The organism is Aerococcus viridans (assembly GCF_001543285.1).
Lineage (GTDB): Bacteria > Bacillota > Bacilli > Lactobacillales > Aerococcaceae > Aerococcus > Aerococcus viridans.
Genome location: NZ_CP014164.1, coordinates 1 through 22,718 on the forward strand (window position 1 = coordinate 1; position 22,718 = coordinate 22,718).

General features: G+C 41.8%; 17 protein-coding genes, 3 rRNA genes and 1 pseudogene. 5 read left to right on the forward strand and 16 right to left on the reverse strand.

What is annotated here, in order from left to right; genetic code table 11:
- Nucleotides 1-333: 333 nt before the first annotated feature.
- From AWM76_RS00005 to AWM76_RS00020, 4 genes are all read right to left on the reverse strand, one after another.
- A complete protein-coding gene (locus AWM76_RS00005; protein WP_039935463.1) occupies nt 334-1,713 on the reverse strand; it encodes an L-cystine transporter in 1,380 nt (459 codons plus the stop codon).
- Nucleotides 1,714-1,753: 40 nt separating this feature from the next.
- A complete protein-coding gene (locus tag AWM76_RS00010; RefSeq protein ID WP_039935466.1) occupies nt 1,754-2,677 on the reverse strand; it encodes a LysR family transcriptional regulator in 924 nt (307 codons plus the stop codon).
- A gap of 85 nt (nt 2,678-2,762) precedes the next feature.
- Nucleotides 2,763-3,881 (reverse strand): PLP-dependent transferase, encoded by a 1,119-nt coding sequence (locus AWM76_RS00015; protein ID WP_003142380.1) that lies wholly within the window; start codon nt 3,879-3,881, stop codon nt 2,763-2,765.
- A gap of 209 nt (nt 3,882-4,090) precedes the next feature.
- Nucleotides 4,091-4,960: a VOC family protein gene (locus AWM76_RS00020; protein WP_060779283.1), complete on the reverse strand. Its 870-nt coding sequence runs from the start codon at nt 4,958-4,960 to the stop codon at nt 4,091-4,093.
- A 287-nt stretch (nt 4,961-5,247) separates the two neighbouring features.
- On the opposite strand from AWM76_RS00020, the gene AWM76_RS00025 reads away from it, so the two are divergent.
- Nucleotides 5,248-6,060: a ZIP family metal transporter gene (locus AWM76_RS00025; RefSeq protein ID WP_060779284.1), complete on the forward strand. Its 813-nt coding sequence runs from the start codon at nt 5,248-5,250 to the stop codon at nt 6,058-6,060.
- 131 nt (nt 6,061-6,191) lie between these two features.
- On the opposite strand, the gene AWM76_RS00030 is transcribed toward AWM76_RS00025, so the two are convergent.
- From AWM76_RS00030 to AWM76_RS00045, 3 genes are all read right to left on the reverse strand, one after another.
- Nucleotides 6,192-7,175, reverse strand: a complete 984-nt coding sequence (locus AWM76_RS00030; protein ID WP_060779285.1) for a lactate/malate family dehydrogenase — start codon at nt 7,173-7,175, stop codon at nt 6,192-6,194.
- A 210-nt stretch (nt 7,176-7,385) separates the two neighbouring features.
- The gene (locus AWM76_RS00040) at nt 7,386-7,820 is read right to left on the reverse strand and encodes a universal stress protein (RefSeq protein ID WP_003142826.1); all 435 of its coding nucleotides are present in this window, start codon (nt 7,818-7,820) and stop codon (nt 7,386-7,388) included.
- A gap of 39 nt (nt 7,821-7,859) precedes the next feature.
- Entirely contained in the window at nt 7,860-8,294 is a 435-nt protein-coding gene (locus AWM76_RS00045; RefSeq protein ID WP_003142827.1) for a universal stress protein, read from the reverse strand.
- Nucleotides 8,295-8,572: 278 nt separating this feature from the next.
- On the opposite strand from AWM76_RS00045, the gene AWM76_RS11060 reads away from it, so the two are divergent.
- Together AWM76_RS11060 and AWM76_RS11065 are read left to right on the forward strand one after the other, a co-directional pair.
- Nucleotides 8,573-9,433: an ISL3 family transposase gene (locus tag AWM76_RS11060; RefSeq protein ID WP_060779286.1), complete on the forward strand. Its 861-nt coding sequence runs from the start codon at nt 8,573-8,575 to the stop codon at nt 9,431-9,433.
- A 47-nt stretch (nt 9,434-9,480) separates the two neighbouring features.
- Nucleotides 9,481-9,897 (forward strand): transposase, encoded by a 417-nt coding sequence (locus AWM76_RS11065; RefSeq protein ID WP_250636711.1) that lies wholly within the window; start codon nt 9,481-9,483, stop codon nt 9,895-9,897.
- Between the two features lie 358 nt (nt 9,898-10,255).
- On the opposite strand, the gene AWM76_RS00060 is transcribed toward AWM76_RS11065, so the two are convergent.
- Complete coding sequence (locus AWM76_RS00060) at nt 10,256-11,347, reverse strand: M42 family metallopeptidase (RefSeq protein WP_039936007.1); 1,092 nt, start codon at nt 11,345-11,347, stop codon at nt 10,256-10,258.
- A 133-nt stretch (nt 11,348-11,480) separates the two neighbouring features.
- Entirely contained in the window at nt 11,481-11,771 is a 291-nt protein-coding gene (locus AWM76_RS00065; protein WP_003143639.1) for a GNAT family N-acetyltransferase, read from the reverse strand.
- A gap of 162 nt (nt 11,772-11,933) precedes the next feature.
- On the opposite strand from AWM76_RS00065, the gene AWM76_RS00070 reads away from it, so the two are divergent.
- The gene (locus AWM76_RS00070) at nt 11,934-12,314 is read left to right on the forward strand and encodes a PH domain-containing protein (RefSeq protein ID WP_003143637.1); all 381 of its coding nucleotides are present in this window, start codon (nt 11,934-11,936) and stop codon (nt 12,312-12,314) included.
- Between the two features lie 816 nt (nt 12,315-13,130).
- On the forward strand, nt 13,131-14,324 hold the full coding sequence (locus AWM76_RS00075; protein WP_039936005.1) for a coenzyme F420-0:L-glutamate ligase: 1,194 nt from the start codon (nt 13,131-13,133) through the stop codon (nt 14,322-14,324).
- 717 nt (nt 14,325-15,041) lie between these two features.
- On the opposite strand, the gene pcp is transcribed toward AWM76_RS00075, so the two are convergent.
- The 7 genes and pseudogenes from pcp to AWM76_RS00105 form a co-directional block, all read right to left on the reverse strand.
- The gene (gene pcp, locus AWM76_RS00080) at nt 15,042-15,689 is read right to left on the reverse strand and encodes a pyroglutamyl-peptidase I (protein ID WP_003143633.1); all 648 of its coding nucleotides are present in this window, start codon (nt 15,687-15,689) and stop codon (nt 15,042-15,044) included.
- 11 nt (nt 15,690-15,700) lie between these two features.
- A complete protein-coding gene (locus tag AWM76_RS00085; protein WP_081453844.1) occupies nt 15,701-16,075 on the reverse strand; it encodes a 5-oxoproline transporter, DUF979 family subunit in 375 nt (124 codons plus the stop codon).
- A 23-nt stretch (nt 16,076-16,098) separates the two neighbouring features.
- Nucleotides 16,099-16,212 (reverse strand): annotated as a pseudogene (locus AWM76_RS10660) (5-oxoproline transporter, DUF969 family subunit); the annotation flags it as partial.
- A 120-nt stretch (nt 16,213-16,332) separates the two neighbouring features.
- A complete protein-coding gene (locus tag AWM76_RS00090) occupies nt 16,333-16,878 on the reverse strand; it encodes a GNAT family N-acetyltransferase (RefSeq protein WP_039936008.1) in 546 nt (181 codons plus the stop codon).
- Nucleotides 16,879-16,963: 85 nt separating this feature from the next.
- Nucleotides 16,964-17,079, reverse strand: a 5S ribosomal RNA gene (gene rrf, locus AWM76_RS00095).
- A 79-nt stretch (nt 17,080-17,158) separates the two neighbouring features.
- Nucleotides 17,159-20,061: ribosomal RNA gene (locus AWM76_RS00100) — 23S ribosomal RNA — on the reverse strand.
- A gap of 236 nt (nt 20,062-20,297) precedes the next feature.
- Nucleotides 20,298-21,847: ribosomal RNA gene (locus tag AWM76_RS00105) — 16S ribosomal RNA — on the reverse strand.
- The 16S, 23S and 5S rRNA genes sit together here, the layout of an rRNA operon.
- Between the last annotated feature and the right edge of the window lie 871 nt (nt 21,848-22,718).

Genomic DNA, 22,718 nt, shown 5'->3' on the forward strand with positions numbered 1-22,718 from the left:
TGTAGGCTTATGCTTTCAATCATTTGCCTTAGATGCAGTCGAACGCCCTTAGCCGTGGCCTAAGGGCTTGTCTGGCTGTTCATTCTGTAAGGCTAAAGTAAAAAATAGAATGATATATACCAGGCTATCCAGAACCACTGCGAAGGCATGCTAGGAAAGCGCAGTTATTTTCTCACGACGCTGTGGAGGTGTTCTTTTTAAAAAGTAGTGCGTAATAAGCAAACAACTATTCTAAAGTTTGATCGATAAAGCTAGCTCTAATATCCGTTGGCAAATATATTTAGCGCTAACAAAAAAGTCGCCCTTTTTCAAGGACGACTTTCTTTGTTTCTATTAACCAACTTCAATTTGTGCGTCTGGATTATTGAATACATCTTCGTTTAGAGTGCCCAAACGTTTAGAAGTGACAACACCTGCTAGGATTGAATCGTTAACGTTTAAGGCTGTACGGCCCATGTCAACAATTGGTTCAATTGAAACCATTAAACCAATGATTTCTACTGGTAGGCCTAGGGTACCGAATACGATTAGTGATGCGAAGGTTGCACCACCACCAACACCGGCTACACCGAATGATGAAATAACGATAGTACCAATAATGGTTAACCAAACCATTGGGTCAGATAGGTCCATACCCACTGTTGGGGCTACGATGGCTACTAACATGGTTGGGTAGATACCAGCACAACCGTTTTGACCGATGGATAAACCAAAGGTACCGGCGAAGTTAGCTGTTGCATCTTCTACACCTAAAGCTTCTGTTTGTGTCTGGATGTTCATTGGTAATGTCCCACCACTTGAACGTGATGTAAAGGCAAATCCTAATACAGGAGATGCTTTCTTGAAGTAGTTGATTGGGTTGACTTTGAAACCAGCTAAGATCAAGGCATGAATTGCGAACATGATAATAATGGCTACGTAAGCTGCGATAACGAATGTGGCCATATTCAATAGGGCTTGGAAGCTTGATGATGCCATGGCTTTCACCATTAAGGCAAAGATACCATAAGGCGCCATTCTCAAGACTAATGTCACGATACGTGAAACGATGGCGTCTAACATATCGATCATTTTCTTAAAGTATGAAGCTTCTTCTGGGTGTTTTCTTGCGATACCTAGATAAGCGACACCAACGAAGGCTGAGAAGATTACTACTGCGATGTTACTTGATTGACGTAAGCCCGCTAAGTCTTCAAAGATATTTGTTGGGATAAATGACAGGATTTGTTGCGGTAGGGTTGTATCAGCGATTTCAGCTTGGCGCTCTTGGATATAAGCGATCCGTGCTGTTTCGGCTGCCCCCTGGGTAAATTCTGCACCGTCTAAGTTGAATAGTAAGGCAATGGATAAGCCAATAACGGATGCAACGGCTACTGTGATAATTAATACAGCTAGGACGTTGAAACCTATTTTGCCAAGGTTCTTCTCACCTTCTACTCGGGTAAAGGCGCGGACTAGTGAAACGAAGATTAATGGTACAACAAGCATTTGCAAGAAGGATACGTATCCGTTCCCGATGATGTTGACCCAATCTAAAATTGTTGTGGTTGTACTTGAGTCGGAACCAAATAGTAATTGAATAATAATACCAAAAACAATCCCAATACCTAATCCGATAAAGACACGGTTTGAATATTTCACGTGTTTCCCTGCTAAACGGTTTAGGAATAACAATACAAGTACAAAAATAGCTAATGTAATGATAACTGCCATCTTGTCTTCCTCCTGAATATTGATATAAATGTGGTGCTGATTAAGAATCAGCAGATCCAATTACATCATTCAACTGGTCATTCAAAATGCCAATGAATCGTTCGGCTTCGCTAGATAGTTTACGGTATTTGTTTTGAATGTAAATAATATGGTTGTCTTCAACATCTGTAACAGGGACGGTGGTCATCATGTCACGGAATGGTGAAGTCAATATACCTGTACCCACTAGGATAGCGTCGGTTTTCACTAAGACATTAATCGAAGTCGCCCGGTCGCTGACGTAAATGGTTGATTGTGTAGAGCCCTCTCCCAGGTCCAATGCTTCCTCAGTTAATTGAGCTGAGGAACCTTGTGTCTGTTCGAATGTAACAGATGGATAGGCCAGCAAATCTGCTTGGGTTAGGCTTTCTCTACCTGCTAAGGGATGTTGTTTACCGACGAAAACATGGGGTTGAAAGGCCCCGATTTCTGTATAGCTCAACTCGTTATGGTTTAGGTACTGCTTAATGACCTTTTGGTTGTAAGCATTCATGTATAAAATCCCGATTTCAGAATAGGCATTTTTGACATTTTCCATTACATCAGTTGTTGAGGTTTCTAATAAACGATAATGGTGGGCGCGATCTTCATCATTTGCAACTAATACCGCAAAAGCTTCTGACACAAAGTCATAATGCTGACTAGATACAGAAAACAATTTTTTTCGGTCGGCATCTAAGTAACGATTCTCCATAATGGATACCTGCGACAAGACGTCACGAGCGTACGATAAGAATTCGCTACCTTCTTCAGTAATGAAGATACCGCGTTTTGTGCGCTCGAAGATTTGTAAGTCATACATTTCTTCCAACTCACGAATGGCCGTTGATAAAGAAGATTGCGCCATGAACAGCCGTCTAGCCGCCTCACGGAATGATCCGCTATCAGCGACGACAACAGCATATTTTAGTTTTTGAAAGTTCATGGCTCTCTCCATCCTTCCCTTGTGAACTCCTACACTCACAATTTACTATATTACACTAATCAAATTCATTTTTCACTATTACTGCTCACAGATAATCACTTTTTTTAACGTTAAAAGCTTGGTTAATATCTGCCACTAAATCATCACTATTTTCAATCCCTGTTGATATCCGTAAAACCTTGTCAGTTAGGCCGTATTGCGCCCGTAATTCAGTTGGGATATCCGCATGCGTTTGTGTTTCTGGGTAAGTAATTAAACTTTCTACCCCACCTAAACTCTCTGCAAAAGTAAAAATCTTCAAGCTGTTCAAGGCATCGCGAATAATTCCAGCGTCTTTCACTGCGAATGATACCATACCCCCGCGTCCTGAGTAATACACTTTCTCAATTGCTGGGTGGTTTTCTAAAGCTTCTACCAAGGCTTTGGCGTTCTTTTCATGTTGTTGCAAGCGAACTGCCAAGGTTTTTAGTCCACGCACGATCAACCAACAGGCAAAAGGATCTAAAGTTGCCCCTGTTGTATTCAATTGGAAGGCTAATTTTTCATTGATATCTTGACCCTTGCTGGCTACTAAACCACCTAAGACATCATTGTGACCACCAATATATTTCGTTGCTGAATGGATGACAACATCCGCCCCTTCTTCAAGTGGGCGTTGGATGAGTGGTGTGTAGAAAGTATTGTCTACAACAACTACAGCACCAACTACATGGGCACGTTTAGATATTTCCGCAATATCAAATTCCACCATCATTGGATTAGTTGGTGTTTCGATGAAGACTAATTTCGGTCCTTTTTCAATTTCAGCGTACACTTCATCTTCTGTTAAACAGTAAGTGAAGTTGCAGAAGCCCTTTTCCTCCATGTGATGGAAGTAACGGTATGAGCCACCATATAAATCTTGTAGGGTAACGACTGTATCTCCATGTGATAATAAGCCTTCAATAACTAATTGAATAGCTGCCATACCTGATGACGTAGCAAACCCTTGTTCACCATACTCCAAAACTGCAATTGCTTCTTGCAAGACGTCACGAGTTGGGTTGGCCGTACGCGTATAGTCGTAACCAGTAGATTCACCTAGGCCTGGGTGTTTATAGGCTGTTGAGAAATATAGTGGCGTGTTAATCGCACCATAAGCCTTGTCACTACGGTTACCAATTTGTGCAAGCAAAGTTTCAATATGTCGTTCTGTCATCGTCATTACCGTCCTTCTATTAAAATTCAATTAAATTCCGTTATCGCTTTTATCAATCATAACATGGTTTAAATGATTAAAATTTATGGATATTAGAACGGTGCTGTTCGCTACAAACGAACACAATCAAGTTGTTGATTGGACGACATTTTCCCACAGCAAAAAGGACCATCAACCATTAAGCTGATAGCCCTTCCGCCAATAAGAATATTGGATTATTTAAAATCTACGTATACGATAACGCCATTCGCGTCTTTGGCGGTTACATGATTTGCTTCTTCAGCAACTACACGACCGTTAGCTTTTAATTTTGCTACGATGTTATTGTATAATTCTTGGTTATGGTAAGTTAATGTGTATGCTGCTATACCAGTTTGGTCTTCAGCGTAAGGTACCATCGATTCTGCACCCCAAGCGTTTACGGCGATGTGGTGGTGGTAGTCAGAGTATGAAGTAAAGTGGACATTATTCGTGAAGCCCATTTGCTCTTCTAAGACCATTTCATCTGTTAAGAAACCGAAGAAGTCTTCTACTTTAGCTGATGATAAGTGTAAGTGACCGATGATTGTCCCTTCAGCGAAGAATGCTTGTGGTTCGTCAGATGAACGGCTAGCTAATACGCCTTCTGCATCCATTGGTTCAGTCACACCAGTTACCCCTCCGTTTGGACCATGTGTCCATTGGTCAGCAATACGATCAGCGTAAATTTCAATACCATTGTCTTCTGGATCTTGTAAGTATAATGCTTCTGAGTAAGAGTGGTCTGAAGCACCTGATAATTGTGTTTGGTTTAATAACATACGATATAAAACGTCACCTAAAGCGGCACGAGAAGGTAACAACCAAGCTGTGTGGAATAGACCATTTTTCGGACCAGTGATTAATTTGTAGTCTGCTTTACCGTCTAAGATTAATTGCGGTGCATCTTGCCCTTTGAAACCTAATTCAACGATACCTTCAGTTTCTTCATCTTTTAAGATTTCTAAACCGATCACTTCGTTGTAGTAGCGTTTCATTTTGTTTAAGTTTTTTACGCGGTAAGTAACTGTTGAGATTGTAACATCATTAAAAAACTGTTTTTCCATTTTATATTTCCACCTTTTATTTTGCTTATATATACGAATTGAGTTTGCTTCAACTATTATCATTAAATTTTGATTTAACAACTTATTTTTTTAAAAAAATACTTACTAAAAGTAAGCTCATATACAGTATACTTTTTTTTTCTCAGTAGTAAACACTCTTGCTTCTTTCTTCTCATATTTTTTGGTATCCCGAATAAAAAAGCCAAAACTTTACTAATTCTAATGAAATGCTATACCAAATGTTTTATAATAAAAGTGGAATATAAGAAGAAATGGAGTGAATGTGAATGTTTGAATGGTTTGCAAGTGCCAACCCGATTTTACAAGCTACGCTGGCCGGCGTCTTTACTTGGTTAATGACGACTTTAGGTTCAGCATTGGTATTTTTCTTTAATGAAATTAACCGTCGTGTATTGGATATTATGAATGGATTTGCTGCTGGGGTTATGATCGCCGCAAGTTTCTGGTCACTTCTTGCCCCATCAATTGAATATGCAGAGGCAGGTGGGTGGGGCCGTTTTGCCTTTGTACCAGCCTTAATTGGTTTTATCGTAGGGGGACTTTTCCTACGTTTGATCGATTACATCACCCCCCATTTACATATGGGACAAATTAAAATGGATGCTGAAGGACCTAAGACCAAGTTGCCAGCAACAACCTTGTTATTCTTAGCCGTAACCATCCACAACATCCCCGAAGGTCTATCTGTTGGGGTAGCATACGGGGCCAACGAATTTAATGCTGCAAGTCTGGCTTCTGCCTTGGGATTAACCATGGGGATTGGGCTACAAAACTTCCCTGAAGGGGCAGCCTTATCTATGCCAATCCGCGCAGAAGGTGCCAGCAAATGGCGTGCCTTCCGGTTGGGTCAAGCATCTGCCCTAGTAGAAATCGTCGGTGCCGCTTTAGGCGCTATACTGGTTTCTCAAGTGACTGTTATCTTACCTTATGCACTAGCCTTTGCAGCAGGTGCCATGGTCTTCGTTTGTGTGGAACAACTGATTCCTAGATCACAATCGCATGGTAACTCAGATATCGCCACCGTCGCCCTACTTATTGGCTTTGGTGTCATGATGACCCTAGACGTTGCTTTAGGTTAAATCCCTTGCAAAACGTTTTGTAAAAAGACTACCGCAATAAAACCCATCAACCAGACGCAAACAGCGTACACCAGGTTGATGGGTTATTTTTTGTATATTTAAGACAGGTATTTTTAAAAAATGACTGTCTGTTAGAATTTCACATCCGCGTCTTGCATGGCTTTTTGAATGTAAGCTGCCGACTCATGCAATTTTTCCTCTTCCCAAGTATTCAAGCTAACGGGTAGTCGTTTTTCCACGCCATTAACCCCAATAATACATGGCATTGATAGGGCAACGTTGCCGTTATAGCCGTATTCGCCACGTAGAGTGGTGCAGGCTGGGTAAACACTGCGTTCATCAAGGACGACGGCCTTAGCCATCGTAACCGCTGCTTGAGCAACACCCGCATTAGTCCAACCCTTGCCATTAAAGACATCATAAGCTGCAGAAACCACATTCTTCTTGATATCTTCAGGACTGGATAGGTCAACTTGTGGGTCGCGGTCAAAATATTGGTCTAATTCTTCGTAAGCCACTCCTTGAATGTTCAATTTACTCAAGACTGGGAAAGCTGTCGCCCCGTGTTCCCCCATCATATAGCCGACGACTGATTTAGGGTCAACGTCGTAAGCGTTGGCGAAAACATTACGCAAACGAGCTGAATCAAGCATCGTTCCTGTCCCAAAAATCTTCCCTTCAGGATAGTCAAACTCATTTTCCGCGATATATAAAATGGTGTCTAGCGGGTTGGTAATCACAATGATAATGGCCTCTTTGGTGCGCTCAACGATGTTCTCCATGACGTCACGAATGGTTTTTGAAGTAATTTTCGCAAGGGTCGCCCGGTCCGGTTCGGCAGTTGGATTATTGGGATCTGGTTTCATAGAATTCCCGGCCGCAATTACGATAACATCCGCATCATCTGTTTGCTCGTAACCACCGTGTGTCACTTTAATATTGTTCATGTAAGTTAAAGCTCGGGCCTGCTCTTGGTCAATCGCTTCACCGCGCGCGATATTTTCATCGATATCAATGACGCCAATTTCACCAAAAACACCAGCCTTCATAGCATCCGCCAATACGTAAGAACCTACGTGACCAACACCCACAACTACTAATTTATTTGTTTTCATCCCATTGCCTCCGTCTCTCTAATTCTTTTTTAATTATTATAACGCAGTTGTCAGGAAAAATCATTAACGGGACTGAGGATAGGATGCAGTCTATAACCTTGCCACCAAGACGCAAAAAAGAAGCCAGGAATTCGTATTCCCAGCCCCTCATGTTAGTTAGCTCGTTTTTCATCCTCAATCGCTCGAGCAAAGCTATTGAGTTCAAAACCATTATTTTATGACTAATACATGTGATTTGACGTTACGTACTACATATTCAGATACGGAACCCATCATGGCTCGTTCAATTGCCCCTTTACCAGTTGCACCTACAACCACGAGGTCCGCTTTGGCTGTATTTGCGAACTCTACAATACCGTATCTTGCGTCGCCTTTGATGATTTCAAGGGTTACATTTTCAAGGCCAGCTTCTTTAGCTTCTGCTTCATAAGATTCTAAGACGCTTAAGGCATCCACCCGCAAGTCGTCATATAATCGCATAGAGGCTTCCGAATTACCGAAACGCACAAAGTCATCTAACACATTCAACAGGATCAACTCAGAATCATTTCGCTTGGCGATAGATACTGCTTCTTTAAAAGCACGGTATGAAGCATCTGATCCATCTACTGGAATTAAAATTTTTTTATATTCTGATACTGACATGATAATCCCTCCTCATTGGTGCTTGTGTTCCTTCCCATCTTATTTCACAACTAGTACTGGGATTTTAGCTAGTCGTACTGTGTACTCTGCCACAGATCCGACTAGGGCACGTGTTACAGCGCCTTTACCAGTTGCACCAATTACAACTAATTGGTAGTCACCTTCATTAGCAATTTTAGCTACTTCACGTCTTGGGTTCCCAAAAGAGGTGAAGGTGCGAATGTTGTTGAAATTACGGGCTTTACCGTAATCTTCATATTTTTTAAGAGTTTCTAGGGTACGTTTTTTCATCTCGTTGATATCTGTTTCAGATACCCGCAAGTCACTAAACACATAGTCATCGGCAATTACTGATAGGACGTCTACAGTAGCATTTGAGCGCATGGCAATCTCAACTGCATCTCGAAAGGCTGCTTTACTGTTCTCCGAGTCATCTACTGGCACCAATATACGTTGAATGTTATCAAGAATCATTTTCGTTACCTCCCTTACTTTCTTTCCATATAAAGTATAACATAAAAATGGAATCGCTTGCAAAAGTAAGGCCTTTATATTTCAAGAAAAACAATTAGCCTCTTTTCTCTAACCAATGCTTGAACCTTGCGCCAGTAGGCTATTCAAATCGGGTCTCCGACTTTTGGTGTGGATGAGAAATCATTCAAACCTATTTTGTATAAAAACACAAAAAGACATATGAATATTTCCTATGCTAAAATTTAAGCGTCTAAACCAAAATTAGAAAGGAAATTCATATGTCTCAGAACGATAATATCAGACTTTTACTAAACATTAAAGATACTAACATCATATTTAACGAAGAAAATTGGATTCAAGAGCGTAATATTAAAGGAATAAATGTAAAAGTTTTTACTGGCACGTTAACCTACAAGCCCAAGGCTTGCCCTAAATGTGGTTGTATAAATGACCATTCTATCGTTAAAGATGGGTTTATGACGTCTAGGATCACGTGGTTACGCCAATCCAATACACCAACCTATCTAGAGCTTAAGAAGCAACGCTTCTGGTGTCATGAATGCGATGGGCGCTTCATTGCTCATACCAGTGAGGTTGCACGTAATTGTCATATCGCTAAACAAGTGAAACAATCTGTTTTAGTTGAGGCTGCAGATACGATTTCAAACAAGGATCTCGCTCGTAGGCACTGTATCTCAGATAATACTAGTAGACGAATTATTAATCGCTTTATGGATGACTATTTTCGTCGCAATCGCACAAAACTAGCGAAACACATGTGCTTCGATGAGATCAAATCTACAAAACAAGCTGACAATCAAATGAGTTTTATTTTTAGTAATGAGGATACTCATGAAGTTCTTGGTATACTGCCCACTCGACAACTATACAAATTAAGAGAATACTTCCGCCAATTTAGTTTAAAAGAGCGCTCTGCTGTTGAAACCATTGTTGTTGATATGAATGCGCCTTATATGACTTTGGTTAGAGAAATATTTCCAAACACCAAAGTAATTATTGATCGTTTTCATATCATTCAATTGATTTCACGTTCTTTAAACAAAACGAGAGTTCAAGTAATGAATACTTTCAATACAAATAGAAATAATGGTGAAGATAAAAAGAGTATCGCAAGCTGAAAAGTTTTTGGAAGCTTATCCTAAAGGATTTCAACGAAGTTGATTTTATAAATTATAGAAAACAACGTTTATTTAAAGGGAAAATGGTTTGTGATATGGATATTCTTGATCATCTACTTTCTTTAGATGAGGATTTAACGGAAAATTACTGGGTATATCAAGCTTTACTAGAGGCTTCTAAAGAAAATAATATCGAAATGTTTCATGAGACTATTACTGCAGAACGTCACCAAAATATCAGTAAATATATGCAAACCTCACTGAACACATTATTGAAGAATATAGCGTTTATCGCAAACACCTTCCATTACAAGACTAGATCAAACGCTAGTCTAGAAGGAAAAAATAATCGTATCAAAGTTATAAAATGTGTATCCTATGGATATCGTAATTTTTTCAATTTCAGAAATAGGGTGATGATTAGTTTCATTTTAAAACCTTGCAAGCCCGCTTCCCTTAATTAAATAAACATGATACATCCCGCTCGCTATGTTCAAAGAAAAAAACTGCAAGTGTACGTCCTTAGCCGTGAAAAAGCATGATATCGAGACCTTGGCTCGATATCAAGGCAGAGAGACCTTGGCTCTCGCCGGTGCCACGGCTCTTAAGGAACGTACACAGCAGTTCAAAGGACAAAAAAGATAGTTCTTCTTTTATCAAATCTCATTTAAAATAAAATAAAAAAGAAACTCAAATCCATATAAAATGAATTTAAGTTTCTTGCTTAAATTAAGCTATCCACATTAAATGTCGAAGAGCCTTCAAATCGAAGCCAAGCAAAAAGACTATGACATTTTGCCACAGTCTTTTGGGTTCCTATGCTTATAAGTCCTGTAATGATGTGAAGGCTAGGTCCTCTGCTGTTAAGCCTTTTAAGAAGGCTACGGTGACGTCCACAGTATCTTGGAAGTCTTGATAGGCAGATATTAGGTAATGAGTATGTGCATAACGAGTTGGCATACCTAGTGTAATCACTGATACCCCATTATTTGCAGTATGGATTGAACCAGCGTTTGTACCACCACCATCGCGGACGGCTTGTTGGATTGTGATGCCAGCCTCTTCACTAGCTTTCAAAAATAGATTGTTTAAGTGGTCAGAAGCGATATAAGTTGAATCACGATACCGTAATTGAGGTCCTTGTTTCACGCGTCCTTGGCCAAGTGTAGCTGATTTTGCGTAATCGTCTGAAGGCGTTCCCTCAAAAACGATGGCCACTTGTGGATCAATACGTTTTGTTGTGACTTTAGCCCCTCTTAAACCAACTTCTTCTTGAGTAGCAAAAGCGCCAACAAGATTGAATGGTAAGTTTTTCACGCCTTCAAGTCCTAATTCATTGAAGACAGCGATGGTTGCAGCTACACCAAGACGGTTGTCAAAGGCTTTACCAATCATCATGCCATTCTTTTCGTTGAACTGGAATTTGGTTGCTGGTACAACGGGTTGGCCGACTGTAATACCAAAATCGTTGATTACTTCTTCTCTTGAAGTAGCACCCACATCTAGCTTCAAGTCTGTTAAGGCTACTGGTTTAGCTTTTTCTTCTGCAGTCATGAAATGGATAGGTTTACTTGTGGCAACAGCTGGTACATAGCTTTCATTATCATTGGTTCTAACCATGAATAATTGCGACTGGGCAGAGGCCGCCGTCCAACCACCTAGAGCTTGCATCAATAATAAACCATTTTCGTCGATGGCTTGCACCATAAACCCGACTTCATCCATGTGGGAGTCTAACATGATCGTTGGTTTGTTGGGGTCAATGTCAGTAAAGTTCATATATAGGTTTTTCATAGCATCGGCTTGTAAGCTAAAATCGCCTTTGTTGGCTTTCACTACATCGATCACTTGGTCTTCATATCCTGGCGCCCCGTAAGCATTCGACACGTCTTCTAACAATTTAATATATTTCATATTGCACCTCTTTAGACTTTCTAATGTAACCATTCTACCGATATTTATTGGAAAATGAAAGCGAGTGCCCTTCAAAGTAAAAAGCCCCTCTCCTTGCTAGCCAGCAAAGACAGGGATGGCTCTTCTTCAATCCTTATTTGTCTGCATTAATGTGGTCGTATTTCGCTGGGTTTTCGTTGAATTTCTTCACGACATATGGGCATACGGCTTTAATTTTTCGGCCTTTTGCCTCTGAGTCGGCAACTAGGTGGTCGACAAGTTGCGCAGCAACACCTTGTCCGCGTAAACTTGGATCCGTCCATGTGTGTGTTGCGACGATGACATTGTCTGCCTTTGGTTGATACTCGATTTCAGCAATACGTTTGTCGCCTGCTTCGTTAAAAATGGCAAATCCATTGGTGACTTCTTTAATTTCGTATCCCATATATTCCCTCCTCAACTTGTGTGACGCTTTATTACCTTAATCATATCAAAATCTAGGGACAATAGCTCAAAATTAGCCTTGGTTGACCTTATTTTCATTTACTCGGTATAATGAAGTGAACTTAAATGGTAGGCAACTGTTTTACAAAAAAGGAGTGGCAATATGGGCTTATTTTCAGGATTATTTGGTAATGCTTCAGAAGCGGATAAGGAGCGAGTTTCCGAGGCCTTGGAGAAGGTACTCATTCCCGGTGAATCAATTGAATTATCTTACAACATCTTGCGAGACTTAGTCGTATTTACATCATATCGATTAATTTTAATGGATAAACAAGGGATTACCGGTAAGAAACGAGACTTCATGAGTGTACCTTACAAGTCAATTTCACGCTTTTCAGTAGAAACTGTGGGGAATTTTGATGTGGATGCTGAAGTAGATATTTACTTATCTGGTAACGACCAACCAACGATCGCCCTACAATTTAGAGGTGGTGACGTGGTATATGATGTACAGCGCGCCCTAGCAGCAGCCGTATTACTGTAAGAATTTAGATATCAACTACATTGGAGTTGACTGAATAATCGTCAGCTCTTTTCTTTTGCCTATCATTTGTATAGCAGTTGATGACTGCCAATTCAACATCCGGTGACTATTTTGCCAAAAAAATAACCCCCTAAAGTTAGGTTTTTGGTCTACCTTTAGAGGGTCCCATTCAACAAACGATGCTGCCTAACTGTTGGCTTTTAGGCTTGTTGATGATTCGGTGTTTTGATTGATATATATTTTGATGTTTAGCTAGTAACGGCTAGCACCGAGATACAAAGGATCACCTCCTTAAGGCGGGACAGCTTTTGAATGCATCATCCGGTTAACAAACGCAAGGTTAACACTGTGTTGTTTGATAGAGATCATACATTTTTTCATTTTATCTTTCCTCCTAAAGGTGTGAAAATCCATAAAAAAATAGCGTCAGACACTAAGGTCAAACGCTAGAATTTTTAATAGCTATTTTCATTGTAGTCGGTGTAAGAACTGCAGCATCAAGGGCACAAGGGCAGGCAGAACCGTTAGCTGGTAACTGGTTCAACGGTGCATTCCAAGTGTTATACAATAGATTCGTCATTTTATACCTCACAAATTTGGCAAATGGGTTGAATTCAATTGGCTGATTTTTTTGCTACAATTTTTACACTTTCATCATAGCATGACCAATTTTCGCTTGTCTAATAATTATACTTTAAAAATAATGAGAAAAATGTTCGGCTTTTGCCCATACTTGATTGGCAAAGGGTTTATGTTGATATATAATAAAGCAGTATGCCACAAAGGCGCAAGAGAATTTTGAAGGGACGATTATTTATGTCTAGAGCTGTAGGTACTGTTGTAAGAGGGTTACGTGCCCCAATTATTAAAGAGAACGATGACCTAGCTGGTATCGTTGTAGATACTGTCTTAAACGCTGCTAAAGAAGAAGGTTATGAAGTTCGTGACCACGATATCGTAACAGTTACAGAGTCAATTCTAGCTCGTGCACAAGGAAACTTTGCTGAGTTAGATGCTGTTGTAAAAGATATCCAACGTCAAACAAAGAGCGAAACGATTGGTATCCTTAACCCAATCCTTAGCCGTAACCGTTTCTACGCCATCTTAAAAGGTATCGCTATGTCAGCGAAAAAAATCGTGATTCAATTAAGCTACCCTTCTGATGAGGTGGGTAATCGTTTAATTTCACGCGATGAATTAGAAGCATCTGGTTTAAACCCATACACTGACGTTTTAACAGAAGCTGAATTCCGTAACCACTTCCCAAACTTAGCACATGAGTTTACAGGTGAAGACTACGTTGCTTTATATAAAAAATGCGTGGAAGAAACTGGTGCAGAATGTGAAATTATTTTCGCTAACCACCCACAAACCATTTTAGACTACGCAGATACAGTTGTAATCGCTGATATCCACGACCGTAAATACACACGCCGTACTTTAGAAAAACATGGCGCTAAAGAAATCATTGGTTTAGACCAAATCTTAAACCAATCAATCGATGGTTCTGGTTACAACGAAGACTTCGGTTTATTAGGCGCTAACCTTTCTGGTAACAACAGCTTGAAACTATTCCCTCGTGATGCACAAGCATTCGTTGAAGACGTTCAAAAACGTTTATTAGAAGCAACTGGTAAAGCTGTTGAAGTAATGGTTTACGGTGACGGTGCTTTCCAAGATCCAGTTGGCCACATCTGGGAGTTAGCTGACCCTGTTGTATCACCTGGTTTCACTAAAGGTTTATCTGGCACACCAGACGAAATCAAAATCAAATACGTTGCGGACAATCAGTTCGGTGACTTATCTGGTGAAGCATTAACAGAAGCGATGCGTGCTTACATCAAAGACCATGACAAAATCGATGAAGCTGGACACAACACATCATTAGGTACAACACCGCGTAACATCACTGACTTAGTTGGGTCATTATCTGACTTAACTTCAGGTTCAGGAGACAAGGGTACGCCGTTTATCTATATCCAAGGCTACTTCGACAAATATTCTGACTAATAACAGGATGTGAGTGAGAACGTTTAACTCCACAATGATGGCGTAAATAGGCAAAGTGATAGCACATCAAGAAGACTATTTGCGTAGCAGAATTGAGCTGGTCGCACGAGCTCAACTTTAGGGTGTGAGTTTCGGCGCTAAGTCTGGTCCCCACTCTTAATCAGATAATAACTTTAACTATTAGGGACACGACCATGCTTGTGTCCCTTTTTTGCGTACGCAAAAAAATAACCAGCCGTTGGGAGGACAGCTGGTTAAAATGATAATCTTTCATTTGGGAGGAGAAAGATTTATGAAGAAAAGTTTGGTTTGTTTATTGGGTATACTTATATAATAGGCGATACTTTTGAAGATATGATGAAATTGTTAGCAAATTTTGTGACAAATATGTGATAAAAGTTTTAACAATTTCTAAAGGCAAGATTTTACCGTAAAGAAAGGCCTATGACTTTCATATCATAGACCTTCTTGAAAATAGTTACTATTTTGAGCAGGTACTCACACCTTGTAGTCGAGTGCGCTTCTTGCGCATAGGCATCCGTATGTCACTACGTTCCTACGAATGCTTTATTGACCAGCTCACGTCCACTTCGCACCTTCAATTGGGCTTACTTTGGTAGTCCGGCCTCCACTTCAGACTAGTTTGCATCATACTTTCTGTGATACAGCACTAGTCTTCCAATGCTACCTACCTAAGCGCAAAGCTCGCACCTTTTTTTAATGTGTTTTGCCGCCGACGATTTTCATGTCTTCTTTGCCGTCAAAGTCCACAATGGCTGCGATGGCTGCTTCGATTCCGCGAACGATGTCTTCCAAGGCCATAGATGGCGTGTTTGGACGGTTTGTGACTTGTTCTGGTAGGAATGGAATGTGCATGAAACCAGCTTTGATGTTAGGATACTCTTTATTGGTTAAGTATAGCGAATGGTACATAATATGGTTGCAAACAAAAGTACCTGCCGTATTAGACACTTCCGCTGGCACGCTAGCGTCTTTCATGTAAGTAACCATTGCCTTAATTGGCAACTGGCTAAAGTAAGCTGGTTGCCCGTCTTCTTTGATAGGTTCGTCAATTGGTTGTTGCCCTTCGTTATCTGGAATACGTGCATCATCTTCATTGATGGCTACCCGTTCAGGTGTTAAGGCAAATCGTCCGCCCGCTTGACCGATATTCAAAATATAGTCAGGTTGGTGCTCTTCAATTGCTCTTTTTTCTACTTCTGCACTTTTATTAAAAACAGTTGGAATTTCTAATTTGATAATTTCCGCACCCTTGATTTCTTCCGTCAAACGTTTCACTGCCTCAATCGCTGGGTTAATCGTATCATCACCAAATGGATCGAATCCTGTTACCAAAATTTTCATTTTTATACCTCCTAGAATGCCCAAGTATACATTAATACAATGTGAACAACAATTAAAGCAATAGCAATTGCTGGGTTAGCACCTTGCATAATCACAAAAGGAATACCGATACCCGCTGTAATAACTGTAAAAGCAGCAAATGCATTCCCCATAATCATTGTAAATACAACCATCGCGATAACGTACATTGTTGCACCTAAAAATTGGTTCCCTTCAGGTACTAAGTTTCCAAAGATTGATGTTACTATTTCGCCAACCCCCGCATTAACGAAGATGACACCTAATGCAGCCAATAATTGTGGCAAAATAGCAGTTGATCCAACTTGTTGTACATTTCGATTAGATTCATGTAAAACTTGTTGGAATGGTGCACGGAAAATAGCCATCGCAAGCACTAGTGCAACAATTGCCCCGATACCAAAGTCATCACCAAACCAGCAATTACAACAACCGCAATCGTGTCTAGCTTCATTGCAAAACCAACAATAATGATTAAAATACCTATCAATGGTAGATAGTACATTGTTTCCACTCCTTTTTAAAAAATATATGATTTCATCTATTTATTTTGTCATTTAATTGCGATAGAATATATAATTTCACAATCTACTTTTGTACTTATCCATCAAAAAAAGCGTCACTATTATTTAGCATTTAAATCTTTAATCATAAAAGTATCCATTAAGGTATGGTCACCCGGCAACAAAGGTTCATCTAAAAATCGATAACCCCATTTTTCATACAAGATAATGGCCGTCTCAAGCCTACTGATTGTCTCTAAATACAAGAAATCATAACCCCGTTCTACCGCAAATGCCGTCAGAGTATCCATCAACCGTCTAGAATAGCCCTTCCCTCTAGCTTCTGGCAAAAGGTATAACTTCTGTAACTCGCCCACCTTAGCAACTATTTCCCCTTTTTCAGTTAATAGCTCTGAGTGCCCTTTAATAGGTAATTCAAGCGATTCAGAAAGCAATCCTATCCCAACACCACCAACAAGATGGCCATGGTCTTCAACCACCCAATATGCACTATCTACAAGCTTGTTGTAGTAATCATACATATAGTCTAATTCCAGATCAAAATAGGCGGTACCCGGAACATCCAACTGGCTTTCCTCTAACACATTGCGAATAATAGCCGCAATCACTGGTTCATCTTCTTTTGCAATTGGTCTAATCAATACCATGTTCAAGCTCAATCCTCCTTCTATCTTTTAACTATACGAAAAAACACCATCTTAGACAATTAATCTAAGATGGTGTTTCTAGTTTGCATGGCAACGTCCTAGTCTCACAGGGGGCAACCCCCAACTACATTCGGCGCTAAGAAGCTTAACTTCTGTGTTCGAGATGGGAACAGGTGTGTCCTTCTTGCCATCGTCACCACACAATATTTATATGAGCTTTTGTTCGCTCAAAACTGAATCTGTAAGTCGTCTACCATTCCATCATACAATCTTATATCCATTGGATAAGTCCTCGACCGATTAGTACTAGTCCGCTCCATACATCGCTGCACTTCCACTTCTAGCCTATCTACCTGATCGTCTCTCAGGGGTCTTACTATCTTAAAGATATGGGAAATCTCATCTTGAGGAGGGCTTCACGCTTAGATGCTTTCAGCGTTTATCCCATCCACACATAGCTACCCAGCGATGCTCTTGGCAGAACAACTGGTACACCAGCGGTGTGTCCATCCCGGTCCTCTCGTACTAAGGACAGCTCCTCTCAAATTTCCAACGCCCGCGACGGATAGGGACCGAACTGTCTCACGACGTTCTGAACCCAGCTCGCGTACCGCTTTAATGGGCGAACAGCCCAACCCTTGGGACCGACTTCAGCCCCAGGATGCGATGAGCCGACATCGAGGTGCCAAACCTCCCCGTCGATGTGAACTCTTGGGGGAGATAAGCCTGTTATCCCCAGGGTAGCTTTTATCCGTTGAGCGATGGCCCTTCCATGCGGAACCACCGGATCACTAAGCCCGACTTTCGTCCCTGCTCGACTTGTAGGTCTCGCAGTCAAGCTCCCTTCTGCCTTTACACTCTGCGAATGATTTCCAACCATTCTGAGGGAACCTTTGGGCGCCTCCGTTACATTTTAGGAGGCGACCGCCCCAGTCAAACTGCCCGACTGACACTGTCTCCCGACCGGATTACGGTCGCGGGTTAGAGTGGCCATGTCACAAGGGTAGTATCCCACCAGTGCCTCCACCGAAACTAGCGTTCCGGCTTCAATGGCTCCTACCTATCCTGTACATGTCACACAGACACTCAATATCAACCTGCAGTAAAGCTCCATGGGGTCTTTCCGTCCTGTCGCGGGTAACCAGCATCTTCACTGGTACTACAATTTCACCGAGTCTCTCGTTGAGACAGTGCCCAAATCGTTACGCCTTTCGTGCGGGTCAGAACTTACCTGACAAGGAATTTCGCTACCTTAGGACCGTTATAGTTACGGCCGCCGTTTACTGGGGCTTCAATTCGTACCTTCGCTAATGCTAAGCACTCCTCTTAACCTTCCAGCACCGGGCAGGCGTCAGCCCCTATACGTCATCTTTCGATTTTGCAGAGACCTGTGTTTTTGATAAACAGTCGCTTGGGCCTATTCACTGCGGCTGACCAATGGTCAGCACCCCTTCTCCCGAAGTTACGGGGTTATTTTGCCGAGTTCCTTAACGAGAGTTCGCTCGCTCACCTTAGGATGCTCTCCTCGACTACCTGTGTCGGTTTGCGGTACGGGTTGTTTGTATCTAACTAGAAACTTTTCTTGGCAGTGTGACGTCAGCAGCTTCGGTACTATATTTCCCTCCTCATCACAGCTTGTCTTTAACACGAAGCATTTCACTCTGTGTCAGACTCACTGCTTGAACACGAATCCAATAACGTGCTCTGCTTAGCCTCCTGCGTCCTTCCTTTGGTCAAACAATACAAACAAGTACAGGAATCTCAACCTGTTGTCCATCGCCTACACCTTTCGGTCTCGGCTTAGGTCCCGACTAACCCTGGGAGGACGAGCCTTCCCCAGGAAACCTTAGTCATACGGTGGACGGGATTCTCACCCGTCTTTCGCTACTCATACCGGCATTCTCACTTCTAAGCGCTCCACAAGTCCTCTCGATCTTGCTTCTCTGCCCTTAGAACGCTCTCCTACCATATCCATGCGGATATCCACAGCTTCGGTGTTCAGTTTAGCCCCGGTACATTTTCGGCGCAGGGTCACTCGACTAGTGAGCTATTACGCACTCTTTAAATGATGGCTGCTTCTAAGCCAACATCCTAGTTGTCTAAGCAACCCCACATCCTTTTCCACTTAACTGAAACTTTGGGACCTTAGCTGGTGGTCTGGGCTGTTTCCCTTTCAACTACGGATCTTATCACTCGCAGTTTGACTCCCGGATTAAAATATTTGGCATTCGGAGTTTATCAGATTTCGGTAATCCTAGATGGACCCCTAGATCAAACAGTGCTCTACCTCCAATATTCATCATCCGAGGCTAGCCCTAAAGCTATTTCGGAGAGAACCAGCTATCTCCAAGTTCGATTGGAATTTCTCCGCTACCCACACGTCATCCCCGCCTTTTTCAACAGACGTGGGTTCGGGCCTCCAGTGCGTTTTACCGCACCTTCACCCTGCACATGGGTAGGTCACTTGGTTTCGGGTATACGACTACATACTCGACGCCCTATTCAGACTCGCTTTCGCTATGGCTCCGTTTCTTCAACTTAACCTTGCATGCAATCGTAACTCGCCGGTCCGTTCTACAAAAAGTACGCCATCACCCATTAACGGGCTCTGACTGCTTGTAAGCGCACGGTTTCAGGTACTATTTCACTCCCCTTCCGGGGTGCTTTTCACCTTTCCCTCACGGTACTGGTTCACTATCGGTCACTAGGGAGTATTTAGCCTTGGGAGATGGTCCTCCCGGATTCCGACGGAATTACACGTGTTCCGCCGTACTCAGGATACAGACTAGCGTTATTGATCTTTCGTCTACGGGATTGTCACCCTCTGTGATTGGCCTTCCCATGCCATTCGACTAAATCTTTAACTACATATCGTCTGTCCTACAACCCCAAAGAGCAAGCTCTTTGGTTTGGGCTCTTTCCGTTTCGCTCGCCGCTACTCAGGAAATCGAATTTTCTTTCTCTTCCTACAGGTAATGAGATGTTTCAGTTCCCTGCGTCTTCCTCTCAAACTACTATGTATTCGTAGCTGAGTAATTGCCTATCAAAGCAATTGGGTTTCCCCATTCGGAAATCTCCGGATCAAAGCTTACTTACAGCTCCCCGAAGCATATCGGTGTTAGTCCCGTCCTTCATCGGCTCCTAGTGCCAAGGCATCCACCGTGCGCCCTTATTCACTTAACCATTGGTTAAGTTGTATGATTCGCGAAAAGTAATTTGCTTACTTTTATTGGTTTTTTTACTCTTGGTAAAATTGGAATTTCTTATATTAATTATCTCCTGGTAGAAAATAATTAAATAAGAGGTTTATTACTTACAGTATTCAGTTTTCAAAGAACAAAATATATACAAGAGAGATAAATCTCTCAAAACTAAACAAAGAAGCGTCAAACACATTGTGTTTCCGTTATATTCCTTAGAAAGGAGGTGATCCAGCCGCACCTTCCGATACGGCTACCTTGTTACGACTTCACCCCAATCATCTGTCCCACCTTCGGCGGCTGGCTCCATAAAGGTTACCTCACCGACTTCGGGTGTTACAAACTCTCGTGGTGTGACGGGCGGTGTGTACAAGACCCGGGAACGTATTCACCGTGGCGTGCTGATCCACGATTACTAGCGATTCCGGCTTCATGCAGGCGAGTTGCAGCCTGCAATCCGAACTGAGAATGGCTTTAAGAGATTTGCTTGCCCTCGCGGGTTTGCGACTCGTTGTACCATCCATTGTAGCACGTGTGTAGCCCAAGTCATAAGGGGCATGCTGATTTGACGTCATCCCCACCTTCCTCCGGTTTGTCACCGGCAGTCTCATTAGAGTGCCCAACTAAATGCTGGCAACTAATAATAGGGGTTGCGCTCGTTGCGGGACTTAACCCAACATCTCACGACACGAGCTGACGACAACCATGCACCACCTGTCACTTTGTCCCCGAAGGGAAAGCCCTATCTCTAGGGTGGTCAAAGGATGTCAAGACTTGGTAAGGTTCTTCGCGTTGCTTCGAATTAAACCACATGCTCCACCGCTTGTGCGGGTCCCCGTCAATTCCTTTGAGTTTCAACCTTGCGGTCGTACTCCCCAGGCGGAGTGCTTAATGCGTTAACTGCGGCACTGAAGGGCGGAAACCCTCCAACACCTAGCACTCATCGTTTACGGCGTGGACTACCAGGGTATCTAATCCTGTTTGCTCCCCACGCTTTCGAGCCTCAGTGTCAGTAACAGACCAGAATGTCGCCTTCGCCACTGGTGTTCTTCCATATATCTACGCATTCCACCGCTACACATGGAGTTCCACATTCCTCTTCTGTACTCAAGTTTCCCAGTTTCCAATGACCCTCCACGGTTAAGCCGTGGGCTTTCACATCAGACTTAAGAAACCACCTGCGCTCCCTTTACGCCCAATAAATCCGGACAACGCTTGCCACCTACGTATTACCGCGGCTGCTGGCACGTAGTTAGCCGTGGCTTTCTGATAAGATACCGTCAAGACTGTAGCAGTTACTCTACAATTTGTTCTTCTCTTATAACAGAGTTTTACGACCCGAAGGCCTTCTTCACTCACGCGGCATTGCTCCGTCAGGCTTTCGCCCATTGCGGAAGATTCCCTACTGCTGCCTCCCGTAGGAGTTTGGGCCGTGTCTCAGTCCCAATGTGGCCGATCACCCTCTCAGGTCGGCTATGCATCATCGTCTTGGTAGGCCATTACCCCACCAACTAACTAATGCACCGCAAGGTCATCTATAAGTGACAGCAGAGCCGTCTTTCAATCTTCTTCCATGCGGAAGAAAATATTATGCGGTATTAGCACCCGTTTCCGAATGTTATCCCCCGCTTATAGGTAGATTCCTTACGTGTTACTCACCCGTTCGCCGCTAACGTCAGAAGTGCAAGCACTTCATCTGTTCGCTCGACTTGCATGTATTAGGCATGCCGCCAGCGTTCGTCCTGAGCCAGGATCAAACTCTCATGAAAGATTTTCATGAGCTTGATTGCTCATTAAAGTTTGCTGACTTATTTATAGTAGTTCTCACTACTTTTAATTGTTGGAATCAAATGATTCCATACACAATTTTTGGTTTGTCTTCTTTGTTCAGTTTTCAAAGGTCTATCTCGTTGCTTTATTAGCAGCTCATATATCATATCATCTTCATTCGATGTTTGTCAACAAAAAGTTTTAAAAAGTTTTTTGCTGTTTTATACAAACGATGTCCTGTTGACGACTTGAATATCATATCACCTGGCTTGAGGTCTTGTCAACAATAATTTAAAATTTCTTTTATATCTCATTGTCGCCCTCAACAAGCAACCTATTTATAATACCCCCTATTGGAATCCTTGTCAACGATATTCCAATATATTTTTCAATGTTTTTGCAGATGTTTATTGAAAGGTTTATTTGACGGCATTTCTATGTGAGTGAATTTGTTTATCACCTTGCATCTCTAGTTATATTCCTAGCAATGCTTATGTACCATCTCATGTGGAATGATTATTATTTGCTGTAAATTTTTATATTATTTTCCAATTCAATCAACTATTTTTACAAAATTTCCGTGAAAAAAATATTTTGTCATTCACAATTAGCTATGCATTTTGATCAATAAATTCGTTGATAGTTAAATTTTGTCATTAGTGAATGTCTATGAGTTTTTAGTTTTGATTTATTTCCAGAGAATTACTCCACCATTCTTCATTCGTCATCCGTCAAATTACTTACAAGTATTCGCCATTTTTTGAAAGAATCTTTTAGTAGCTAAATATCAATATAATTTTACCACTGCTATTGAACAATATTTACATCCTTCGGATTTTGAAAAATGACCACAAAAAAACCAGCAGCAGA